20 protein-coding genes are annotated in these 22,908 nt (G+C 71.8%); 9 read left to right on the top strand and 11 right to left on the bottom strand.

What is annotated here, in order from left to right; translation table 11 throughout:
• Positions 1-11: 11 nt before the first annotated feature.
• From IF37_RS40790 to IF37_RS0110655, 4 genes are all read right to left on the bottom strand, one after another.
• Positions 12-347 carry a hypothetical protein gene (locus IF37_RS40790; RefSeq protein WP_158727323.1) on the bottom strand — a complete coding sequence of 112 codons (336 nt, stop codon included), beginning with the start codon at positions 345-347 and terminating at the stop codon, positions 12-14.
• A 282-nt stretch (positions 348-629) separates the two neighbouring features.
• Positions 630-4,772, bottom strand: coding sequence for a WD40 repeat domain-containing protein (locus IF37_RS0110665; RefSeq protein WP_030739717.1), 4,143 nt, complete (start codon positions 4,770-4,772; stop codon positions 630-632).
• A gap of 2 nt (positions 4,773-4,774) precedes the next feature.
• Positions 4,775-5,185, bottom strand: a complete 411-nt coding sequence (locus tag IF37_RS0110660; protein ID WP_030739715.1) for a hypothetical protein — start codon at positions 5,183-5,185, stop codon at positions 4,775-4,777.
• Positions 5,186-5,369: 184 nt separating this feature from the next.
• Positions 5,370-5,582, bottom strand: a complete 213-nt coding sequence (locus IF37_RS0110655; protein ID WP_052845083.1) for a WD40 repeat domain-containing protein — start codon at positions 5,580-5,582, stop codon at positions 5,370-5,372.
• A 168-nt stretch (positions 5,583-5,750) separates the two neighbouring features.
• Here IF37_RS0110655 and IF37_RS0110650 point away from each other — a divergent pair, with 168 nt between their 5' ends.
• Positions 5,751-5,963, top strand: coding sequence for a hypothetical protein (locus IF37_RS0110650; protein ID WP_030739713.1), 213 nt, complete (start codon positions 5,751-5,753; stop codon positions 5,961-5,963).
• A 97-nt stretch (positions 5,964-6,060) separates the two neighbouring features.
• Here the strand turns inward: IF37_RS0110650 and IF37_RS0110645 are convergent, their stop codons facing one another.
• Genes IF37_RS0110645 through IF37_RS0110635 form a run of 3 tightly spaced genes read right to left on the bottom strand, consistent with a single transcriptional unit; the run spans position 6,061 to position 7,883 of the window.
• Positions 6,061-6,432 carry a nuclear transport factor 2 family protein gene (locus IF37_RS0110645; protein ID WP_030739711.1) on the bottom strand — a complete coding sequence of 124 codons (372 nt, stop codon included), beginning with the start codon at positions 6,430-6,432 and terminating at the stop codon, positions 6,061-6,063.
• 33 nt (positions 6,433-6,465) lie between these two features.
• Positions 6,466-7,395, bottom strand: coding sequence for an NADP-dependent oxidoreductase (locus tag IF37_RS0110640; RefSeq protein ID WP_030739709.1), 930 nt, complete (start codon positions 7,393-7,395; stop codon positions 6,466-6,468).
• Positions 7,396-7,412: 17 nt separating this feature from the next.
• Positions 7,413-7,883 carry a MarR family winged helix-turn-helix transcriptional regulator gene (locus tag IF37_RS0110635; protein WP_030739707.1) on the bottom strand — a complete coding sequence of 157 codons (471 nt, stop codon included), beginning with the start codon at positions 7,881-7,883 and terminating at the stop codon, positions 7,413-7,415.
• A gap of 758 nt (positions 7,884-8,641) precedes the next feature.
• Between IF37_RS0110635 and IF37_RS0110630 the strand changes: the two genes are divergently transcribed.
• From IF37_RS0110630 to IF37_RS40785, 8 genes are all read left to right on the top strand, one after another.
• Positions 8,642-9,508 carry an ABC transporter substrate-binding protein gene (locus tag IF37_RS0110630; protein ID WP_367647059.1) on the top strand — a complete coding sequence of 289 codons (867 nt, stop codon included), beginning with the start codon at positions 8,642-8,644 and terminating at the stop codon, positions 9,506-9,508.
• 2 nt (positions 9,509-9,510) lie between these two features.
• The gene (locus IF37_RS0110625) at positions 9,511-10,260 is read left to right on the top strand and encodes an amino acid ABC transporter permease (protein ID WP_030739703.1); all 750 of its coding nucleotides are present in this window, start codon (positions 9,511-9,513) and stop codon (positions 10,258-10,260) included.
• Positions 10,257-11,027, top strand: coding sequence for an amino acid ABC transporter ATP-binding protein (locus IF37_RS0110620; RefSeq protein WP_030739702.1), 771 nt, complete (start codon positions 10,257-10,259; stop codon positions 11,025-11,027). Before IF37_RS0110625 ends, IF37_RS0110620 begins: the two co-directional genes overlap by 4 nt.
• Positions 11,027-12,154 carry a LacI family DNA-binding transcriptional regulator gene (locus IF37_RS0110615; protein ID WP_253915725.1) on the top strand — a complete coding sequence of 376 codons (1,128 nt, stop codon included), beginning with the start codon at positions 11,027-11,029 and terminating at the stop codon, positions 12,152-12,154. Before IF37_RS0110620 ends, IF37_RS0110615 begins: the two co-directional genes overlap by 1 nt.
• A gap of 214 nt (positions 12,155-12,368) precedes the next feature.
• Positions 12,369-13,493: an FAD-binding oxidoreductase gene (locus tag IF37_RS0110610; protein WP_030739698.1), complete on the top strand. Its 1,125-nt coding sequence runs from the start codon at positions 12,369-12,371 to the stop codon at positions 13,491-13,493.
• A gap of 29 nt (positions 13,494-13,522) precedes the next feature.
• On the top strand, positions 13,523-14,554 hold the full coding sequence (locus IF37_RS0110605) for a Gfo/Idh/MocA family protein (protein ID WP_030739696.1): 1,032 nt from the start codon (positions 13,523-13,525) through the stop codon (positions 14,552-14,554).
• Positions 14,555-14,601: 47 nt separating this feature from the next.
• Positions 14,602-16,638, top strand: a complete 2,037-nt coding sequence (locus tag IF37_RS0110600) for an FAD-dependent oxidoreductase (RefSeq protein ID WP_030739694.1) — start codon at positions 14,602-14,604, stop codon at positions 16,636-16,638.
• A gap of 478 nt (positions 16,639-17,116) precedes the next feature.
• Positions 17,117-17,836, top strand: coding sequence for a terpene synthase family protein (locus tag IF37_RS40785; protein WP_158727322.1), 720 nt, complete (start codon positions 17,117-17,119; stop codon positions 17,834-17,836).
• Positions 17,837-18,365: 529 nt separating this feature from the next.
• Here the strand turns inward: IF37_RS40785 and IF37_RS0110590 are convergent.
• The 4 genes from IF37_RS0110590 to IF37_RS0110575 form a co-directional block, all read right to left on the bottom strand.
• Positions 18,366-18,890 (bottom strand): AAA family ATPase, encoded by a 525-nt coding sequence (locus tag IF37_RS0110590; RefSeq protein WP_030739690.1) that lies wholly within the window; start codon positions 18,888-18,890, stop codon positions 18,366-18,368.
• Between the two features lie 157 nt (positions 18,891-19,047).
• Entirely contained in the window at positions 19,048-20,853 is a 1,806-nt protein-coding gene (locus tag IF37_RS0110585; protein WP_030739688.1) for an ATP-binding protein, read from the bottom strand.
• A 468-nt stretch (positions 20,854-21,321) separates the two neighbouring features.
• Positions 21,322-21,528, bottom strand: coding sequence for a hypothetical protein (locus IF37_RS43495; RefSeq protein ID WP_030739685.1), 207 nt, complete (start codon positions 21,526-21,528; stop codon positions 21,322-21,324).
• Positions 21,529-21,671: 143 nt separating this feature from the next.
• Complete coding sequence (locus IF37_RS0110575; RefSeq protein WP_030739683.1) at positions 21,672-22,778, bottom strand: hypothetical protein; 1,107 nt, start codon at positions 22,776-22,778, stop codon at positions 21,672-21,674.
• Positions 22,779-22,908 lie beyond the last annotated feature (130 nt).

Genomic DNA, 22,908 nt, shown 5'->3' with positions numbered 1-22,908 from the left:
CCATCGCGTGATCAGCCGGCCCAGGATCCGGAGGATTGCGCGGTCGACCGGAAAGTGAAGAAGAACCGCGTACCGTCGTAGACGTCCGTGGCGATCACGTTCCACTGACCCGCGTACGCCAGGGTGTAGTGGTCCTGGCAGGGGGCTACGGGTCCTCCGGTGTCCCAGCACACAGCGACGTAACGGTCGGTGTTGGGCTTCAAGTTGATGTCGCTGCAATTGCTCGTGGTGGTGAGAAGGCCGCTGCCGGCCGGGTATGTCTCGTCGCCGTCCGGTTTGAAGTACGAGTGTGCACTTCCGTAGCAGCTGGTCGCCGCTGTCGGCGACTGCTCGTGCGCCTGCGCCACGGGCGCGAGGAGCACGGTGCCACTGCACAGTGCGACTGAGAGGAAGGTCGTAGTGACACGCTTGTGAGCCTTCACGGGCACCCCCACGCACACTCCGGAGACGGGTCGGCCTGGTAGAGCTTCGGCTACGGTTGCCAGGCACTGGTCACGCCACGAGCCAGCGTGCCGCGCGCGTCGGAGTCATCGCCAGCCGCTATCCGGCCAAGTGCGGTTTCCGTAGCACCCGGCACGCCCCGCCGACGGCCGGACCGATCGAACCAGGCCCGCCCCGGGACGCCACGCTCATCCACTGTCGAGGTTCTCTTCGCACACCCTCCGGTAGGGCACCTCGGCCAGGAAGTCCGCCCATGCCGCCCGGGAGAGGCCGCCGCCGGCCCGTGCGCACACCGCCGCCGCGACGGAGGCCGGCGCCACCGGGTAGGCGCGTGAGGGCACGTTCTGGTTCGCCACGTACAGGCTGCCCCCGGCGCCGCCACCGCGGAACACCAGGCTCAGCACCTGGTCGGCCGGCGCGGGGAGCGTCGTGCCGAGTGCCTGGTTGGACCTGACGTCCCACAGCCGTACGGTACCGTCCAGCCCGCCGACCGCCAGGGTGGTTCCGTCCGCGGAGAAGGCGAGCGCGGTGACCGGCTCCGCCGAGTCCTGCCGGTGGCTGGTGAAGAGACCGGAGATCTCACCTCGTCGGCGCGTCAGCGTGCCGTCCAGCAGGATCACCCGCCCCGACCCGTCACCGACGGCCACGTACCGGCCGTCACGGCTGAGCGCCAGCTCGGAGACGTCGCCGCCGGGCCCCGGGTCGGCCGTCCCGCCGTCGGCGGCGGGGCCGCCGCCCGTGTCGAAGTCCAGGGGCATCCGTCCCACCCGCCCGGTGGACAGGTCGGCGTACTGGCCGTCGCCGGCCGCGACCCGGCGTCCGTCGGCGGTCACCGCGAGACTGCCGCCGCCGATGCCGCGGATCGTCCTGTGCCTGGCCCCCGTCCTCGCGTCCCAGACCACCATCCGCCCGTTCGCCCCACCCTCCTTCGAAGAGGTCACCAGCCAGCGTCCCCCGGGGGTGAGCGTGATGCCCCGGACGTCCTCGTCGTGGGACAGCCGCAGCGAGAGGGTGACGGACCTCCCGTCCGCGCGCCGGACCACCACCGGTTGCCGGGTGACCTTCTCGTCCACGGGCACCAATGCGTAGGCAGCGGTGTTGCCGTCAGCGCTGAACGCGGCCTGCGGGAAGCACTCGACGCCCTCTCCGTCCTTGTCGTCCTCGCCGTCCCGCACGGGCCCGGTGCCGGGCCGTCCGGGATCCGGCAACCGGCGCACCAGCCGGCCGCCGTCGGGATCGGCGAACCCGAATCGCACGTCCTCGCCCGCCGGCCACGCCGACAGCAACCGTCGGCCGTCGGGGCTGTACCAGGTCGCCGGAGCTTCCTCCGCCTGCCGCGGCAGGCGGGTGAGGTCTGCCAGCCGGACCGTGCGGACCGCCACCCCGTTGCCGGCCTCGCCCTGTTCGCCCACCAGATAACGGACGTACCGGCTGTCCGCGTCGAGACTCACCGCGGCACTCGAGTCGGCGGTGGTCGGGTAGGTGAAGAGCGCCCCCTCCGCGCCCGGCCGCCACACCTCGATGCCCTCCTGCCCGGAGGCGATCAGCAACCGTCCGTCGGAGCCGTAGCGCAAGGAGTCGTATCCGTGGCCCAGGACCTGGTGGGTCCGGCGGCCGGAAGCGGTGTCCCACGTCGTCAGCGAACGGCCCACGGAGAAGGTCACCCGGCGCCCGTCGCCGCTGACCGCCACGGCGCACTGGTCGGAGTCGCCGACGGCGGGAGCATGCTGTAGGGGCACCCGCCGCTGCCCCGCGACCCGCCAGAGCTGGACCGGCCCCGAGGAGGGACACAGGGCGACGTACCGGTCGTCGTCGCTGATCCGAGCGCCGGTGATCTCCGGGGTCGGGCGCTGGAACAGCGTGCGGCGGGTGCGCAGGTCCCACAGCCGTGTGGTGACGGGACCGCCGACCGTACCGCCCTCCTCGTCGGCCAGCAGGAGCGAACGGCCGTTCTTGTCGAAGACCGCCACGTTCCCGGAATGGTCGCCGGCAGGCGCCCACACCGTCCGGCCCCGCCGGACGTCCCACACGGCGAGCCCACCGCCCGTGTCGAGCGCCAGCCGCCGGGCGTCCCCGCTGACCGCCAGCAGGCCGTACCAGTCCTCGCCCGGTCCGCGGAACCTGCCCGTACGGCGGTGCCCGGCCACGTCCCAGGTGGTGACGTGGCCGGCCGCGACCTGCACCAGGGTCCGCCCGTCGGCGCTGAGCCGGAACTCACCGTCCGACGTGGCCCCGGTGGGCCGGAAGCGGTCCTCCTCGAGCTGCATCCACGACCCCAGCAGGGCCGAGCGGGTCTCGACGAGGTCGGGCGCGGTCCGCCAGGCGGCCAGGCTGAGCCGCATGGCGGTGACCGGGTCGGAGTACCGCATGTTGTCCGCGACCGCGGCGGCCCGCCGGGCCGCCGCCTCCGCCTGGCGGGACTCGGCGACCCGGCTCTGCTGCCAGGCCGCGCCTCCGGCCACCAAGGCCAACGCCACGACAGCGGCCAGGGCGACGATCCAGGCGAGTCGCCGCCGTGCCTCCTGCCGCCGGACCCCTTCCGAAGCCGTGAGGAACGCGGTGGCCGCGGGGCTCAGCACGCCGCTCCCGTTGCTCGCGGCCCAGTCCCGGGCGGCGTCCAGCCGGGCGCCCCGGTACAGCCTGGAGGTGTCCTCGCGGTCGTGTTCCCAGGCTCCGGCGTCGTCCTCCAGCCGCTGGCGCAGCAGGTTCCCGGCCCGGTCGGTGTCGATCCATCCGCGCAACCGCGGCCACGCCGACAGCAGCGCCTCGTGGGTGATCTCCACGGTGTCCTCGGCCTGGGTGAGCATGCGTTTGCGCGTGAACGCCTCCAGTACCTCCGCTGCGGCCGCCGGGTCGGCCATGCCCGCCAGGAGGTCCGTGCGGCGGGCGCGGCGGCGGGTGTTCTCGGTGCCGTCGCCGATCCGGACCAGGCGAAGGAACATCAACCGCGCGGCCTGCCGGGATGCCGGACCCAGATCCCGGAAGATGCGCTCGGCGGTGGTGGCGACGGCGTGGTGAATGCCCCCGGTACTGCGGTAGCCGTCGACGGTGAGGGTACTGCCGTGGCGTTGCTGCCAGGTGGTGCGCAGCGCGTGCGCGAGCAACGGCAGCCGACCCGCCTCGTACACCTCCCCTCCGGCTGTGCGGGGCCCGCCGGAGGTGCCGGCCCCCAAGTCGCGCAGCAGCAGGTCCACGAGCCCCGGTTCGACCGTGAGACCGACGTCCTCGGCCGCGAAGACGACAGCCTCCCTGAGCTCGTCCGGGCTGAGCGGCCCGACGAGCACCTGGCGGTGTTGCAGTGCCTCGCGCAGTTGCGGACGGCTCGCGCACGGGGCGTAGAAGTCGGCGCGCAGTCCGTGGACCACCAGGGCGGCCGGCGCCTCGCCGGCCTGGCTGCGGCGGGCCAGTACCTCCAGGGTGTCGAGGAAGGCCTGCCGTTCGACCGGGTCGGAGCACTCGGTGAAGATCTCCTCCAGTTGGTCCACGACGATGACCACGCGCCGGTCGACCGTGCGGATCCGGTCTGCGGGATCCTGCCCGGGTACGACCCCGGCACGATGCCCCGGATCGACCCTATGACCGGGATCGAGGTGGTGTTCGGAACCGGCCCGATGACCGGGACCGAGGTGATGTTCGGAACTCGCCCGATCACCGGGATCGACGCGCAGCCGGACGGCCGCCTGCTCCGGAGTGTCGTCCAGCAGCCGGACGACGTCGTCGGGCGGCAGACCCAACAGGGGGGCCAGCCGGTGGGCCAGTGCGGTCATGGGACGTGCGGTCGGTGTCAGCACCAGGCGGGGCCAGTGCCGTGACCCGGCCGCGGGGAGCGCGCCCCGGGCGATCGCAGGCAGCAGTCCGGCCCTCAGCAGCGACGACTTGCCCGCTCCCGACGGCGCGACGACCGCCACGGCGCCGCCGTCGTCCAGGGACTCGGCCAGACGCTCGACCAGTTCGGCCACCAGCCGGTCCCGGCCGAAGAACCAACGCGCCTGCTCCGGGCCGAATGCCGCCAGCCCCGGGTAGGGACACTCGTCGACCAGTGACACGGTGTCGGCGCGGCGCGCACCGCGGACGCCGTCGCGGTAGTGCAGGTGCAGGTCGCGCTCGGCGACGAACTGGTCGCGTCCGGCCTGGAGAACCGTACTGTCACCGTGAGCCGTGGCGTTCATCACCAGGGGGTGGCCGTCGTCCTCCTCACCGGAACGACGGTGCCCGGGAGGGCCGTCCGCGCTCCCCTCCTCATCGCCGTGGTCCGCGTGGCCCCTGTGGTCCGGGTCGTCCCCGTGCCCGGCGGCGGCCGGTCCGGACGGCCTGTCCTCTCGCTCCGCCATGATCAGGTGATGTGCTGGTCCCGGCCGGCCTGGTAGATCCGTGCCTGCCCGGAGGCGTTGGCGGTCATCCGGATGTCGGCGGCCTGGTCCCCGTCGGCGACCGCCAGCAGAGGAAGCCACTCGTTCTCCAGCAACCTGCGCAACTCCTCCGCCAGTTCAGGTGCCTGACGCAGCAGCCGGGCCAGCCGGAGTCCCCACTCCCGGGCGAGATCAGCCTCCGCCTGCCGGTCGTCGCCGGCGCGGGCTGTCACGACCTCCTCGCGGACCTGGGCCAGTTCGGCGTCGACCGCCGTCGACGACTCCGGGAGCGCCCGCTGCCACAGCGCCACGGCCGTTGCCCGCACCTGCTGCCAAGCGTCCGTGGCCATGGTGCCGACCAGCGCTGTCGCGGCAGCGGTCACGAGCGGGTCCATGATGTCCTCACAACCGGTGCGATGTGCTGGGGCGACCAACCTACTGACAACCTGACTGCCGGTCACTACCCGTGCACGGATTGACTTGATCGGACCGGTGGGACCGCGGTCAGCGGCGTCAGGCCGGTGTTCATGGCGTGACTCGTCCGCCAACTCCGGCATCTCCGCCTCCCTCCCTGGCCGTTCAGCGCTCCGGGTCCGGGCACACCGGGGCGGAGTTCTGGCCGCGGAGGTATTCCGTCTTCTCGGCCTCGGTGAAGTCGCGTCCCAGCCCGTGGCAGACGGAGTCGGCGATGGCCCCCGCACCGGGGAGGTCCGCGTCCCACAGGAGTGTGGTGCCGTCGTTGTTCCCGGCGGCGAGCGTGGCGCCGTCGGGGCTGAACGCCACCTCCCTCACGAGCTGGAAGTCCTCGCTACAGGAAGTGGCGACTCCGCAGGGACGAAAGCACTTGCAGCGGCCGACCGGGCTGGTGGGCTCATTCGGGACGTGTCGTCCACCTTGAGCGCCTGTGCGCCCTGTACGCCCTCTGTCCGACCGTGGCGGACGCAGCGCACCGTCGAACCCATGGGGGCTACGGAAGTGTGCGCGGGGCGCGGGGACGGTACGGACTGCCCGAACGGGGAGGACGACGTCCTGGTGGACGGTGTCCGCTGCGAGGAGTGCTTGCACTACTGGGAGTTGGACGCGACGGCTCCGGAGCGCCGGCTGGTGACGGACGACGGGCTGACCCGGCCGCACGGCGACCCGCGGGAAGCCGGGCCGGGAACCGCGGCGTAGCGTCCGCGCGGAACCCCGCTCGCTCTTGCATGCCGTCTCGACGTCGGCTTCGGAGACGTGGCGGAGGGGCGTGCCGGGTCCTTGAGCCGGTCGGTGATCAGTGGTCAGTGATCAGTGTGTAGCGGACGGTCTGGGCCTGGATGAGCCCGTCGCGGAAGACGAAGGTGTCGACGCCGTCTTCCACGCGGCGCCCGGCCGGGCTGGCCGCGGACCATTCGAGGAACAGGACGTCACCGGCGAACTGCGGCTTCAGTTCCCAGTCGGCGTCCGGGAGATCCGCCAGCAGTTTGCCGATCGCCTCCTTGACCCCTTCGCGGCCGTGCAGGGTGCCGGACGGCGTGATGAAGACGGCGTCCTCGGCGTAGTTGGCGGCGACGCGGTCGAGATCCCCCGTGCCCAGCCGCGTACCGTGATCGGCGAAGACCTCCCGCGGACGACGGTGAACCGATGGAGTGGGTGCTGCTGTCATGATGTGCTCCTTCGCACGGGGGGACCGGGCCGTTCAGCGCCCGGGTACCGACAGGACGAGCTTTCCTCTGGTGTGACCGCCCTGGCTGACGCGCCATGCTTCCGCCGCCTCGCTCAGGGGCAGGACGCGGTCGACATGGACGGTCAGCCGGCCGTCGTCGGCCAGGGCGGCCAGGGCGTCGAGATCGGTCCGGTCCGGCCGCACCCACACGTAGTGGCCGCCCTTGGCGGCGGCTTCGGGATCGACGACGGAGGCCAGCCGGCCGGGGTCCTGGAGCAGGCCGAGCGAGACGTCCACCGCGTCGTGCCCGGCGAAGTCCACAGCGGCGTCCACGCCTTGGGGGGCCTGCTCACGGACACGGTCACGCAGACCGGGCCCGTAGGTCACGGGAACGGCGCCCAGGGATCGGACGAACTCGTGGTTGCGCTCGCTCGCCGTCGCGATGACCCGTGCCCCGAGGGCGGTGGCGATCTGGACCCCGAACGAGCCGACACCCCCGGCCGCGCCGTGCACGAGCAACGTCTCGCCCGGCTGGAGGCCGACGCGCCGGACGGCCTGGTAGGCGGTGAGCCCCGCGAGGGGCACGCCCGCCGCTTCCTCCCAGGTGAGCGCGGCGGGCTTGGGAGCCAGCAGGCGGACGTGCGCGGAGACCAGCTCGGCATAGGCGCCGAACTGGGCCCAGTCCTTGCGGATGTAGCCGAAGACCTCGTCGCCGGGGGCGAACTCGGTGACGTCGAAACCCACTCGCTCCACCACCCCGGCCACGTCCCAGCCGGGAACCAGCGGGAAGCCGGTCTCCATGACGGCGTCGAGCCTGCCTTCGGCCAGCTTCCAGTCGACCGGGTTGACCCCGGCCGCCTTCACACGGACGAGGACTTCCCCGGGTGCCACTTTCGGGTCCGGCAGCTCTGTCCATTCGAGGTCTTCGGCACGACCGTACCGGCGCAGTGCCATGGCTTTCATGGGCGGACGTGTTCCTTTCAGGCGGCGATCGCGATCGGGGTGGGCGACGACTGCAACGCTCGGACCAGCGGTTCGAGCCTGGCGTCCCGAGCTGCCTCGGCGAGTGCCGCCCGCAGGGCGGTGTCGTGAGTGGGGCGCGCTGACTCAAGCAGCTCCGCACCGGCGTCGGTGACGTTGGTGTAGATCCCGCGGCGGTCGGTGGGGCACAGGTAGCGGGACAGCAGTCCGCGGTCCTCCAGTCGGGTGACCAGACGTGTGGTGGCGCTCTGGCTGAGGACGACGGCGTCGGCGACCTGTTTCATTTGCAAGTGCCCTCCGTCTCCGTCGTGCTGCCGGCTGAGCACGTCGAGCAGCGCGTACTCGCGGGCGCTCAGGCCGTGATCCGTTTCCAGGGCGCGTTCGAGGTGTGTCTCGATCTTGCCGTGCAGCAGGGAGAGGGCGCACCAGCCCTGAGCCAGGACGGAGAGCGCTGGGGCGGTGGCGGTCACAGGAGCCTCCTTCGGTGGTGGGCCGGTCGATGGCCAGCATACTTGCACACAGCTTTTATTGCAAGAGCTGAAACACCGCGTGTGCCTATATAAAGCGTCTGCAACTACCCTGGCCCGTGCGGGCCTGATGCACCCGGCCGCCCCCGCCCGCCTCCTTGCCCTCGCCGCCCCCGCCCGTGACCTTTGTCCGCGGCGTCCCGCCCGTGCCCTTCGTCGGGGGAGCGTCGAGGAGGGCCAGGGCCTTCTCGCTCCAGCGAGCCGACGAATCCGCCCGTGGTGGTGAGCGAGGTGTCGGTGACGTCGATGCCGAGCTCCAGGTCGTGAGCTGACCGGGAGGGAGGGCATGGCGCGGCAGGCTCAGCCCGGCAAGGTGATCGCGGACCGTTCACGTCTCGACGAGGCGCTGTCCCGCGGCGACGGAACCCTTTCCTGCCGCCACGAGGCACTGCCCCGCGGCGACGGAACCGTTTCCTGTCGCCCGCGGCGGTCACGCGAGCCGCCTCCCCGGGTGATCGCGGTGCCGATCGCGTGCGGCTGTCGCGGCGCCCCCCGCTCTCGTTTTCCGGCCGAAGGTATTGACGCTCACGACGGCCGGTGAGAACGTTCTCTCACTCCGCAGCGAGAGAACGTTCTCTCGCAGTGGAGGGGCGTGCTGCACGTGCCATCGCTTCGGCCCCGTCGGCATCTGTCCCACCTGTCCTCTCGTCCGGGTCGGTCAGTCGGATCCGGACCTCAAGCACACGCGCGAGTGTCCCGGCATGCATGGAGGAGTTATGGGGAAGGCCCGTCCAGCGAAGAGAGGGGTTGCCGCGGTGGCCGTGCTGCTGCTCGCGGTGACCGGTTGCGGTTCCGGGGGGACGTCCGCCGGGGCGGGCTCCGCCGGGCAGGCGCAAGGGGTCGGTCGAGCGGGCGTACTGAAGATCGGTACCTCGAACAACATGAAGCCCTACGCCTACGAGGAGAACGGCAAGCTGACCGGCTTCGAGGTCGATCTCATCTCGGCAGCCGCGCGCAAGCTCAAGCTGGAGCCGCAGATCGTGTCCCTGGACTTCTCGGCGCTGCTGCCGGCGGTCAGCAACCGGCAGTTCGACGTGGCCGCCGCGGCGATCGGCATCACCGCGCCGCGCAAGAAGATGGTCGACTTCTCCGAGGGCTATCTCGCCGGCTACTTCGGCGTCCTGACCGAGCCGGACAGCGGGATCACCTCCTCCGTCGCGAGCGTGAAGGGCAAGCGGATCGCCGTGTTGCAGGGGTCCATCGAGGACGCCAACGCCGACACGTTCCTGCCGGGCGCGGACATCGTCCGGTTCCCCGACGACAACTCCGCCGACCTGGCGCTGAAGAACAACCGGGTCGCCGGATTCTTCAACGACTTCGGGCCCAACCTCGGCATCGTCAAGAAGTACCCGGACCTGCACCTGAAGCAGCCCATCACCCTCCCGGCCACCGACTTCCCCGCCGGCTGGGCGGTACGCAAGGGCAACACCGAGCTGGCCGGCGAACTCAACGGCGCGCTCAAGCAGTTGGTCGACGACGGCACCTGGCTGAAGCTGTACAAGAAGTACTTCCCGCAGGACCCGGTGCCCACCGGCAGCCAGCTGCCCCCGTACACCCCCAAGGGGTAGTCATGAACGCGTTCCTGCACAACTTCTTCGACTGGCGATTGATCGGCCAGGCGCTGCCGGACCTGCTCACCTACGGGCTGCGCAACACACTGGTCCTCGCGGTGGCCTCCGCGCTGCTGGGCAGCGTCATCGGCATGGTCCTGGCGGTCATGGGACTGTCGAACCGCTGGTGGCTGCGTCTGCCCGCCCGGGTCTACACCGACCTCTTCCGGGGCCTGCCCGCGGCCCTGACCATCCTCATCATCGGCGAAGGAGTGTTCTCCGCGCAGGTCGGCTGGCTGACCTCGCCGTACCCGGTGGCCATCCTGGCGATGAGCCTGATGTCGGGTGCGTACATCGGCGAGATCTTCCGCTCGGGCATCCAGAGCGTGGACAAGGGCCAGGGGGAGGCGTGCCGGGCCCTCGGGCTCACCCACGGCCAGGCGCTGCGCCTGGTGGTGGTCCCGCAGGGCGTGCGCAGGGTCCTGCCGGCCATGGTCAACCAGTTCATCGCCATCATCAAGGACTCCAGCCTGGTGTACTTCCTGGGCCTGGTCACCAGCCAGCGGGAGCTGTTCCGCATCGGTCAGGACGACGCGATGACGACCGGCAACCTCTCCCCGCTGCTGGCCACGGGACTGTGCTACCTGCTGCTGACCGTCCCGCTGACCCACTTGGTCAACTCCATCGACCGGCGGCTGCGCGACGGCTCCCGCCCGGCCGCGGCGACCGACGAACCGTCCCTCGTGGACCCGAAAGAGGCGCTGGTATGACGACGCCGGATGTGGCGGTCCCCGCCCACTCGCACCGCTACGAGGGGACTTCGCTCGAAGCCCGTGACGTGCGGATGAGGTTCGGGCCGGTCGAGGTCCTGCGCGGCGCGGACCTCCTCGCCCCGGCCGGCGAGGTGGTGTGTGTCATCGGCCCGTCCGGTTCGGGCAAGTCGACGCTGCTGCGCTGCCTGAACGGGCTGGAGACCCGCTCGGCGGGCCGGATCCTGCTGGGCGGCGAGGACACCTCGACGATGGACATCAACGTGCTGCGCCAGCGGGTCGGCATGGTCTTCCAGCACTTCAACCTCTTCCCGCACAAGACCGCGGCGCAGAACATCATGCTCGCGCTGCGACATGTGAAGAAGATGCCGCAGGAACAGGCGGAGGTCATCGCCCGGCAGCGGTTGCGGGACGTGGGCCTGGCCGACCGCGCGGGACACCGTCCGACCCAGCTGTCCGGCGGTCAGCAGCAGCGGGTCGCCATCGCGCGCGCCCTGGCCATGGAGCCGCAGGTGATGCTCTTCGACGAGGTCACCAGCGCGCTCGACCCCGAACTGGTCAAAGGCATCCTCCAATTGATGGCAGACTTGGCCCGGGGCGGCATGACCATGGTCGTGGTGACCCACGAGATGGGGTTCGCCCGGAAGGTCGCCGATACGGTGGTGTTCATGGACGCGGGAGTCGTGGTGGAGTCCGGGCCGCCCGGGCAGATCTTCGACGCGCCCTCCTCGCCGCGGCTGAAGACCTTCCTGTCGCAGGTGCTGTGATGTCGGTCGGCACAGGAGCCGCGCCGGGGCGCAGGCGTCCGACGGTGGCCGACGTGGCCCGCGAGGCGGGTGTCTCGGTGGCCACTGCCGGCCGGGCGCTGGGCAACTACGGTCGGGTCGGGGACGACCTGCGCGAGCAAGTGCAGGCGGCCGCGGAACGGCTCGGTTACTCACCCAACGCCGTGGCGCGCAGCATGCGCTCCGGTGGCACGCGCAGCATCGGCTTCGTCGGCGCCGACATCTCCAACCCCTACTTCGCCACCGCGATGCGCGGCATCTGCGACGTGGCCCGCGAACAGGGGTACGAGCCGATCCTCGCCAACAGCGACGACCGGCTGGAGGTGGAGCACGCCGCGGTCAGCGTCCTGCTGGACAAGCAGGTCGAGGGCATCGTCGTGGCGCCGACCTCGGTCACCGACGTCGCCCACCTGGAGCGGGCGAAGGAGCTGGGCGTGCCGATCGTCCTGCTCGACCGGCACATCGGTGCGCTCGAAGCGGACAGCGTGGTGATCGACAACCAGGCGGCGGCGTACGAGGCGGTCGCGCACCTGCTCGGCCTCGGCCACCGCCGGGTCGGTCTGCTCGCGTGCGTCGACCCCGCGGAGGGGCCGGAACTGGTGGCGCGGACCGGCACCGGGCGGCTGACGGTCCGGGGCGCCGCCCGCCCGTCCATCGACCGTATCCGGGGCTACCTGGCGGCCGTGGACGACCACCGGGCGACCTCCTCGGCCGACCTGATCCAGTACACGCCGCTCAGCGACGCGGCACAGGCCCAGCGGAGGGCGGAGGCCCTGCTGACGCAGCCAGAGCCGCCCACGGCCGTCTTCGCCACCGACAACGTCACCACGCAGGGCCTGTTCATGGCGGCACGTCGGCGTGGACTGGCGATCCCCGCGGACGTCTCCCTGGTCGGCTTCGACGACCTGGACTGGACCACGCTCGTCGATCCGCCGCTCACCGTGGTGGCCCAGTCACCGCTGGACATGGGCCGCGCCGCCGCGGTGCGCCTCTTCGAGCGGATCAAGGGCGACGACCGCCCGGCCGAGCGGATCGTGCTGCCGACCGAACTGGTCGTCCGCTCCAGCACCGCCGAGCACCGCCACGGCGTGCGCGAGCATTCCGGCTGAGCCGCTCCGACCCCGCCTGATCCCCGTACCGCACCCCCGGCCGATCCACCGCACCCTGACCCCGGCTGATCCCCGTACCGCACCCCCCGGCTGATCCACCGCACCCGCGGCATCGGCCGGAACACCTTCGGGGCACCGCACCCGGCCCGCGAGCAAGCGCCGTGCCCCGGGCGTCCCGTCCATGCCCTTGTCCCGAACACCGAGAGGTTTCTCCATGCGTACTTCCCTTTCCCGTCCCCGCGTCGCCGTCCTGGGCGGCGGGGTCATCGGGGTGGCGACCGCGACGCGGCTCGCCCTCCGCGGAGCACAGGTCGTCCTGGTCACCGAGTCCGAACTGGCCGACGGGGCGTCGGGCCGCTCGCTGTCCTGGCTCAACTCCTTCGGCGGCATGCGCTCCGAGGCCTACCACCACCTGCGGGTCCTGGGCATCGACCGCTACCGCACCTTCGCCGCCCGCGTCCCGTCCTCCGACTTCCTGAGGTTCGACGGCGGACTGACCTGGGCGGCGCCGGGCGAGGACACGCACCGCGCGGCGTTCGAGCACATGCGGCGCAACGGCTACGACGCCGTGTGGCTGACCCGGGACGAGGTCCCGCGGTGGGCGCCCGGCGTGAACCCGGCCGCGGTCCCCGAGGAGGGCGCCATCTTCAACCCCGGTGAGGGCTGGGTGGATCTGGTCGCGCTCGTCCGGCACCTCGCCGGTGTGTTCACCGAGGCCGGGGGAGTGATCCGCGCCGGTGGCGGCGCCGCCGACGTGGTCGTCGAAGGCGGCCGGGCGGTAGCGGTGCGCACGGGCGCGGGGGAGCGGATCGACGTCGACGCGGTGCTGCTGGCGACGGGCGCCGACGTACCGCGCATGGTGCGCCCCTACGGGGTCCGGATCCCGGACGCGACGCCACAGGCGCTGCTGGTGCGCACCAAGCCGGTCGACACGGCCCTGCGCGCCACGCTGAACACCCCGCGTGTGGCGCTGCGGCCCGCCCCGGGCGGGGCGCTGGTGATGGACTCCGACGAATCGGCGGCCGAGGTGATCGACCACGGGGACGGCGGCTACGAGGTCAAGGACTCCACCGTCGAGCAGTTGCTGCGCGAGGCCACGGCGGTGCTGGCCGGCGGCCCGCGGCTGGAACTGGACTCCTACGGCGTGGGCCGCAAGCCGATCCCCGGCGACGGCGAGCCGGTCCTCGGCGAACTCGACCAGGTCCCCGGCCTGTTCGTCGCGTTCACGCACAGCGGCGCGACCCTCGCCCTCATCGCCGGCGAACTGCTCGCCGACGAGATCACCACCGGCGAGCGCAGCCCGCTGGTGGCCGCGTTCCGGCCCGGCCGCTTCCGCTGACCACCGCCCCACCACAGGAAGGACAACGCATGACCACGCCCGTACGCATCGGTCTGGTCGGTTACGGCTTCGGCGGCCGGTACTTCCACGCGCCGCTGATCGCCTCCGCGCGGGACTGCGCGTTCCTCGGGGTGGTCACCACTTCGCCCGAGCGCCGCGCCCGGGTCGCCCGAGACCTGGACCGGCCGACGTACGCCTCGCTCGACGAGCTGGCCCGGGCCGGCGCCGAGGCGGTCGCGATCTCCACGCCGGCGGCCACCCACGTGACACTGGCGCGGCAGGCGCTGACGCTGGGCCTGGCGGTGGTCTGCGACAAGCCGTTCGCGCTCGACGCGGAGTCGGCACGGGAGACGGTACGGCTGGCGGACCGGCTCGGTGTTCTGCTGACGGTCTATCAGAACCGCCGCTGGGACTCGGACTTCCGCACACTGCGGCAGCTGGTCGACGACGGGAGGCTGGGCACGCTGATCCGGTACGAGTCACGCTTCGAACGCTTCGAGCCCGAGCCGGGCCCGCCCGCCGCGGGCGGCGGCACCCTGCTCGACTTCGGCAGTCATCTGGTCGACCACGCCCTCGTACTGTCCGGGCCCGTTCAGCGGGTGTACGCGCAGACACACCACCGCGACGACGCGGGCGGCCTCGACGACGACGTCTTCATCACGCTGACGCACCACAGCGGCGTGCAGTCACACCTGTGGGGAAGCTGGCGCCAGGGCGCCCCGGGTCCACGCATCCGGGCCACCGGCACCGCGGGCACCTACGTCGTCGACCGGATGGACGGGCAGGAGGCGCTGCTGGTCGCGGGCGCCCGCCCGGCGTCGGAGGGCGACCGCTGGGGGACCGAGCCCGAGGGCCACTGGGGACAGGTGCTGCGCGGAGCGCACGCCGAACCCGTGCCGTCCGTCCGCGGCGCGTGGGACCTGTTCTACCCCGCCTTCGCCGCGGCGGTCCGCGGCACCGGTGCGGTGCCCGTCGATCCATGGGACGCGGTGGAGACCGCCACCGTGCTGGACGCCGCCCGTACCAGCGCCCACACCGGCCAGGCCGTACGCCTGCCCTGACCCCCGAACCCATTCCCCCCATCGAGCCGGTGAAGGAGTCCAGCCCCGTGCGTGTCAACGACCCCGTCCTGCAACCCCTGCGGATCAACCACCTGACCCTCAAGAACCGGATCTTCAGCACCGGGCACGCGCCGTCCGGCTACCTTGACGGCGGAGTGCCGGGCCTGCGGTACGAGCTGTACCACGAGGAGAAGGCCAAGGGCGGCATCGCCCTGACGATCATCGGGGGTTCGAGCAACGTCGCGGCGGACTCCGCCAACGTCTTCGACCAGATCAACGCCGGGGACGACGCCATCCTGCCGTTCTACCGCTCCATCGCCGGCCGGGTGCACCGGCACGGGACCGCCATCATGACCCAGCTCACCCACCTGGGCCGGCGCTCCAAGTGGGACATCGACCAGTGGCTGCCCGCCCTCGGCCCGTCCCCGGTGCGCGAGCGGGCCCACCGCAGCTTCCCCAAGCAGATCGAGCGCTTCGACATCGACCGGATCGTCACGGCCTACGGCACGGCCGCGCGAAGGGCACGCGAGGGCGGCCTGGACGGCATCGAGATCGCGGCCATGGCCGGCCACCTGATCGACCAGTTCTGGTCGCCGCGCACCAACCACCGCACGGACGAGTTCGGCGGAACCCTGCGGAACCGGCTGCGCTTCGGCCACCTGGTGCTCGAAGAGATCCGCAGACAGGTCGGCGACGACTTCGTCGTCGGCATGCGCGTCCCCGGCGACGAGGGCGTGGCCGACGGCCTCACAGCCGCCGACTGCGCCGAGATCGCCACGGCCATGGCCGGCACCGGCAAGCTCGACTTCCTGTCCGTCGTCTACGGCTCCGGCAACACCGACCGCGAACTGGCCGAGGTCATCCCCGTCTTCGGCAGGCCGCTGGGCGCCCACCTCCCGGTGGCGGCCGCGATCCGCGAGGCGGCCGGCGGCATCCCGATCTTCCACGCCGGCCGGATCGCCGACCTGCCCACCGCCCGGCACGCCATCGACGGCGGTCACGCCGACATGGTCGGCATGACCCGGGCGCACATCGCCGACCCGCACATCGTGGCCAAACTCCTCGCCGGACAGGAGGAGCGCATCCGCCCCTGCGTCGGCGCCACCTACTGCGCCTCCCGCGTCGAGACCTTCTGCCTGCACAACCCCGCCACCGGCCGGGAGGAGGCGATCCCACAGTTGGTCGGCCCCGCACCGGCCGGCAAGCGGGTGGTCGTGGTCGGCGGCGGTCCGGCGGGGCTGGAGGCCGCCCGCGTCTGCGCGGCACGCGGTCACCAGGTCACGCTGCTGGAGGCCGCCGACCGGCTCGGCGGGCAGGTGATCCTCGCCGCGCGCACCCCACGGCACGCCGAAAAGGCCGGCATCGTCCACTGGCTGGCCAAGGAGGTGCAGCACCTGGGAGTGACCGTCCGACGCGGTTGCCTCGCGGAGCCCGCCGACGTCCTGGCTCTGCGGCCCGACGTCGTGGTGGTGGCCACCGGCGGGCTCCCGAACACCGCCGTGGGCCAGAGCGGGGAGGAACTGGTCGACTCGACCTGGGACGTACTCGGCCGCAGGCCCCGGTCCGGCCACCGGGTCCTGATCTTCGACGATCACGGCGGGGAGCAGGCACTGACCGCCGCCGAGTACCTGGCCACCGCCGGCGCGCACGTGGAGCTCGTCACCCCCGACCGGACGGTCGGCGCCGATGTGACCGGCACCCTCTACCCGGACTACCTGCGCGCCCTGTACGCACACGGCACCGTGCTGACCCCGGACCATCTCCTGCGCGCGGTCCGCCGCGAGGGCGGCGCACTGGTGGCCACGCTGGCCAACGCCTACACCGACGCGGTGTGCGAGCGGACGGTCGACCAAGTCGTCGTCGAACACGGCACCACCCCGGCCGACGACCTGTACCACCGGCTGCGGGCGGGCTCCCGCAACCTCGGCGAGACCGACGTGACCGCGCTGGCCGAGGGCAGGCCACAGGACCGGATGACCCATGAGGGCGGGACCTACCAGCTGTTCCGCATCGGTGACGCGGTGGCCCACCGCAACGTCCACGCCGCGCTCCTCGACGCCAGGCGGCTGTGCGGGTCCCTGTGAGAACCCCATCGCGCCGGGGCCTACCGACCGGCGCGATGGGGACGGCCCGCCGGGACCGCCGAGGACAGCGTGGTGTTGAGCATGCGCCGGACTCCGGTCGAGCGCCGCGGCAGCCGGGGCCACCATCCGTCGGTTCCCTCAGCTACGGCTAGGAGCCTCGAACGCGACATCCGAGCCTGGCTCACCGACTGGAACGAACACCCCAGGCCCTTCGTCCGCGCGAAGACCGGCGACGAAATCCTGGACGCAGTCGCCGCCTACTGCCGACCCTCCGATTCGCATCACTGACCGAACGCGCTGAGGGATGCGTTTCCCAAGGAGCGTGAACTGCGTTTCCCAACAGGTGACTTGGGGTAAGCACTGCCGGATTCACATGCTCCCTTGCTTCACTCGCATGTACACCCGCAACTACCCGCACAAGTCTGTCCTATCGCGAACACTGTTCTCCGCTCAAGCGCTCCTACGAAAGCAGTTGGTCATGCTTGACCGCAGCGAACACGACTCTTCCCGGCCGCAGGACATACATGACCTGTACGAGCGGATCGAAGCCGCCCTCGCCGGACATGTCCCCACGTCGGACGACCCCCTCGTACGCGCTGTCCAGGAGCAGTGGCGGCCGCTCACCGACCGCATGTCCAGCGCCTGGTTGCATCGTTTCACCCGGCACCTCGCCCTCCACGGCCAGGCGATGGCCTGGGAGGCGGTGTTGCGAGCCGAACGCCGCACACCGTCACTGGCCACCTTCATGGACCTGCGCCTGTGGTCGAACGGCATGTTCATGTGGGACCTCATCGAAACCGTCCACCCGCGCGAGGTTCCCGCCGAGCTCACCCGGAGCCTCGCCTGGCGCTATCTGACCACCGCGTCCAACCAGATCACGGCTTGGCGCAACGACATCGTCTCCCTCCCCTCCGAGATGGCGAGCGGCAACCACGACAACTACGTCCTCGTCCTGGCTCAAGCCCTCGGCTGTGATCGGGACGTCGCCGTAGCCTTGGTGGAACAGCAGATCGCCCAGCGTATCGACGACCTTCCAGGCTACGAACACGCCTTGCGGGCCCAGGCCCGTGGCCTGTCCGCCGAACAGGCCCAGGCCATGACCGACACCATGACAACCCTGCGCACCATGGTCGCGGCACATGCCCGCTGGGTCATGGAATCAGTCCGCTACTCGGCATCTCACCACCGCGCCGCGTGAGCCTCGGCGCCGGACGATCGGCGCCGGCTCCGTCGGATGCCACCCAAGCGCTGAAGGGACAGGGTCACGATGGAACAGGGCCGCCAACCGAAGAACGGGTCGACGAGCTGACCGAGCGCCGGAAGACCACCCCCCTGGACGGCGCACCGCCGCCCCTGCCTCGGCCGGCCCCGGCCGACTTCGCACAGGAGACGCTCGACTTCGGCTGACCCGACGACAGCGGGGCCGGACAGGATCACCCTGCCCGGCCCGGTCGGGCGCCCCCGAACCCGTACGCCAGGCACCGCTGTTCCGCCGGACGCGGGCCCGTCCACCTTCCGCAGCGACCGCACGAGCGGCTCGATCGAGGAGGGCGAGTCCCCGCACCCTGCCTGGCACCTTGTGCGAGCCGCTGCGAAAGGTCTGCCCCCGGCAACCACGGGCTCATCGACCATGTAAGGCCGGCCGCGCTCAGCTTGGACCTCTGACAGCCCTCGGCAGCCGGTGCATGCCTGATGGGTGTGTGAGCGAGGTGCGGCGCCGGAAGGTCTCAGCTCTTGACGGCCTCTGCGATCTGCTGGGCGGCCTGGGCGGGGGTGAGGTGCGTGGTGTCGACGACCTCGGCCTCGGCGTGCAGCCACGTGCGGGCCGCCTCTGCGTAGGGCTCGAGGTAGCGGAGACGGAACGGGGAGTTGGGGCCGAGAACGGTGTCGCCCGCGATGCGTGCGCGGAGGGTGTCCTGGTCGGCATGGAGGACGAAATGCCGGACCGGAATGGCGTGCTGGGCGAAGCCCGAGCTGATCTCGCGCCAGTACTGCTCGACCAGGACGGTCATGGGCATCACCAGGGTGCCGCCGGTGTAGTCGAGGATGCGTCGGGCGGTCTCGACCACGAGGGGCCGCCATGGCGGCCAGTGCTGGAAGTTGTCCGTCTCGGGCAGTCCCGGCTCGATGTCCATGAGTGTCTCGCCGACCTTCTCGGCATCGAACACCCGCGAGTCCGGCATCAGTTGCCGGACGAGCGCACTGGTCGTCGTCTTGCCTGCGCCGTGGGTCCCGTTGAGCCATACGATCATGGACTTGACGCTAGCGTCGTGCGGTCGCGGGGACAGGCAGAGTTGAAAATCCGGTATGGCTTCGGCGTGTCTCAGAGCCAGTCGGAGCACGTCGTGTCGCTCCCGGGTCCAGACGGCGCGTAGTGCCGGGCCGGCGGACAGCACGGTCGCGGCGCGGTCAGGGGTGCGAACCGCGCCCCCGGCGCCGCAGTTCCCTCCGGCGCTGTCGCTCCTGCATCTCCTCGGCCCGGCGGGTGCGCTGGTACGCGCGGACCAGCACGGCGTGGGACCGTGGCACCACCTCGGGCAGGGCCTGCCGCGCCAGGTTGTACAAGTCGCGGGAGACCGGGGCGCTGAGAGCGAGGCTGGACCCAGGCTCCGGCTTGCGCAGACCTTCGGCGATCCAGGGGTCCACCCGCTCGGGACGGGCGAGCACCCTGGCGCCGCGCACGGCGTCATAGCCGTGTGCCAACGGGTGGTTCGCGACGTACCGTTGCAGGATCTCACCCGCCGCGGGGAAGTCCTCGCAGGCCCGGCAGAGCACGCCCGTCAGGTGCTCGGACCGGCGTGCGTTCAGCCCCGTCCATAGACGGTCGAACAGTTCCGGTTCGGCGCGCAGCCGTGTTGTCAGCAACCAGTGGGTGAAGGTCTCCGGTCCGATCCAGGGTTCCGCCATGCGGGTGGCCGGGTGCGTCCCGCCGTGCAGCGCGAGGGCCCAGGTCACCCAGGCGTGCGCCGCCGACCGGATCCGTTCCTCCTCCAGCCCCGCGAACTCGGGGAGCCGTTCGAGGGTGTGTGAGGCGGTGACGTACTCCCGATGACCGGTCGACAGCAGGGCCAGCATGACGCGTTCGGGCAGGCCGGGATGGTCGGGCAGTCGGGGCAGTGCGGGAACGCCCGGCCCGGTGAACGACGCGGCACTGCGCCGCCAGCGCCGGCGCTCCCGTTCGAAGAGGACACCGGCGACTTCCTCGAAGCGCCGGGGGGCCGCGGACACCGGCTCACCGGTCAGCGCCGTGACGAGGGCCTGTGCGTGCAGATCGAGGGGGGTCCGGAGGGGAGCCCGCTCGGGCCGGACCGGGGCAGTGCCCGGGGAGGAACCGGCGTGTGCCGCCTCGGTGCCGTCCGCCCGTTCGGTGCCCGCGGCGTCTGCGAGGGCCGCGGTGAAGGCGGCCAATGCCTCCGCGTGGCGCTCGGCCAGGGCGGCCCGGTCGAGCACCGGTGGCGCGAGATTCAGTACGGGCGCGTCTGCGAGGAGGCGGAGCACGTCGGGGTCGCCTCTGGAGTACTCCAGCTCCTGGCCGACCACGGCACGGAAGCGTTCGGCGTGCCGGACGACGAACAGCAGGCGCACCGGCGTCGTGCCGTGCGGACGCGTACCGAACTTCAAGAGCAGCGGGACGACGTCCGCGCGGACCAGCGAGTGCAGATGGCTGTCGACGTCGGAGCGCAGGTCGGCATCGTCCACCACGACCAGCGCGGGCCTGGCCCGGTCGCGTAACGCCGGGAACAACTGCCCGGGGCTGCGCAGCAACCGCCCGGCGGTCCACGCATCGCCGAGCGCCCGCACGAGTTCCAGCGCCAGCCGTGATCTACCGACGCCGCGGTCACCGGCGAGCAGCATGATCGGGTGCGGGTCCGTATCGTCCTCGCACCAGCGCCGCAGCAGGGCCAGCTCGTCGTCACGGTCGCGGAAGGGTACGGGGCTGTGCAGCGGTGACAGCAGCCGGAAGACGCTGGAGTCCGCGCCCGGCTCGGCCGGGTGCGGGGCCGGGTCCTCCAGCAACTCCCGGTAGGCGTGGAAGCGCTTGAACCGCAGGATGCGCCGTTCGACCGCCTCAGCTCCGGCGGCTGCCGCTGCCCCTGCACCGATCAGGGCGGCGGGCTGCCACCACGGCCCCTCCCACTCACGGGGCATGGCCATCCGCACGCAGAGCCCGACCCACCCGACGACGACGCAGACCATGCCGCCCCAGTGGAGCACGTCCGCCGATCTCCGCAGCCCTTTCCCGGGCCCAGGATCGTCCCAGCCACCCCGCTCCGCACCCCGGCGACCCTCCGTGCCCAAGCCCACAGCATGTCTCCCCGCCCCGCGCCTGCCCCAGGCCCTCATGATCACCCGGTACGTCCGGCACGGCAACGGCCCGCCGGCCAGGGAATGCCGCTGTGGGCGATTCCGTCCGAAAGCCGCTCATGTTCCTGGTCGATCGAGGTCAGGGCCGGGGCTGTCGATGTCGCGCTCTGCACCACCACCGTCGGCGCGGTCGTCCCCGGCAGCGCGCGTTCGGCGCCGGAAGGACACCATGGGGATGCCGACGGCTTCCCTGCCCCGGGGACTCCGCGCACATCCGTGCTGCCCAGGCCGGCCTTCTCCCCTCCCAGCCCAGCATCCGGCTGCCCGACCTTGACGAGCCGCGGGCCCGGGTCGTCCCCGAGCCGGGCCCGGCCGCGGTCACTGCCCAGGCGCGGCGGGGCCGGCCCCGAGGGTGCGGCGCCCGGCGGCCGGGCGGGGCACCGGACCGGTGGTGGCCGGGACGGCGGGGTCGGTGGGCAGGCGTTCGGCGGCGAGCTGGGCGCGCGGCGTCGGCGGGTCGGTGTCTGGTGTTCGGGACGCGTCGGCGGTGGCGGGTCCGGTGCCCAGCGGGCGGCGGTCGGTCATGACCCGATCATCGCGGTGCGGTGGACGCCGGTCTTCACTGCCCCGGCTGGTTACGTTCATGAGAACGAACAGCAGAGGTTCGCCACTTCAGGAGGCACTGCTGTCCGGTGCCGTTCGAGTACGGCGCCTTGGGGGCCGGTCTGCTAGAAGAGTCCGGCGCGCATGTGCCGGGTGAGGTTCCCGGGAATCGTGCGCAGCCACGGACTGCGGACGGCCGGCAGCCGGACCAGGGTGTGCTGAAAGGCGCCCGGGTCGGCCCGGAACGAGTACCGGGGGCGCGGCGCGGGTGGGTCGTCGCGGAGGACGCCGTCGGGCATGCCACCCGACGCGGGAAGTGGCAGGTGTGGTTTGGGGAAGGCCAGCCACAGCCACACCCCGAACGGCAGAGGCACCCGGTAGGCCGAGGTGCCCGGATCGGCCGGGGCCCACGTCTGTCCGGTCTGCGGGTGGGTCGGCACCAGGAGGATGTCCACGTCCCTGTCGGCGATCGGCCGTCCCGGTCCGGCCAGGACGGCGCGCCGTGCCATCGGTCCGGCAGGCAGCAGGGCGTCGAGTGCGCGTTGGAACACTTCCTTGCTCAGACCGTCCGGGACGGTCACCGGCCGGCCTCGAAAGGCTGCCAGCAGATGGGCGAGCGCCCGGCCGACCGCGGCCTCCCACTGTGGGCTCCACGACCAGAAGTGGTTCGTCCCGAGCCGCGAGCCCCGTGTGGCGATCGGCTCGAACGGAGGCGTGGACTTCCCTTCCTCCACCAGTTCCGTCCAGGTCAGTGGCACGGAGTCGGCGTCGCCGACGCTCAGGCGGCACACGGCGTCGGGCGCGAGCCGCACCGCCTGCCAGAGCGAGCAGTCGTCGATTCGAGTCGCCACGGGCAGGCCGCACGCCTCGCAGGCCATGTTGGGGCCGTCCGCGCCGTCAAGGCCGCAACAGTAGCCGCCGGCCATCTCCGGGATGAGCACGGTGCCACGGGCGTCGCCGGGCGCGATGACGAACGAGCCGGGGGCGCCGTAGGAGAGCGCGTGAACCGGCGCGTAGATGCCGCGGGCCGCCGCCTCTTCCGGATGGATCTCCTCCCATCCCCGCCACGGCGGCCCCCAGGGCTCCGGGTCCTCGGCGAACGTTCCCGCCTCCATGAGTACCGGGAGCTGGAGTCCGTTCCCGTACTTCTGATGAGCGTGGGTCGGCAGGGCGACCTGGGACAGCGGGGTGGTCAGCTCGGCGCCGCATCCCCCACACACGAAAACGTACAAATGCCCTCCGCTGCAGAGCCAGGAGACATCGTCGCACCTCCGTGACAGACCGGCCAACATGTTTTGGATCGACCGCGGATCGAAGCACAACCGTGGCGACGGCCACGGCGTACACGCCGGGGCGTTCGCC

The sequence above is a fragment of the Streptomyces sp. NRRL S-31 genome, from assembly GCF_000718775.1.
In the GTDB taxonomy this organism is placed as follows: domain Bacteria; phylum Actinomycetota; class Actinomycetes; order Streptomycetales; family Streptomycetaceae; genus Streptomyces.
The sequence above is the reverse complement of the archived record's forward strand: the minus strand, read 5'-3'. Positions and strand labels throughout refer to the sequence as shown.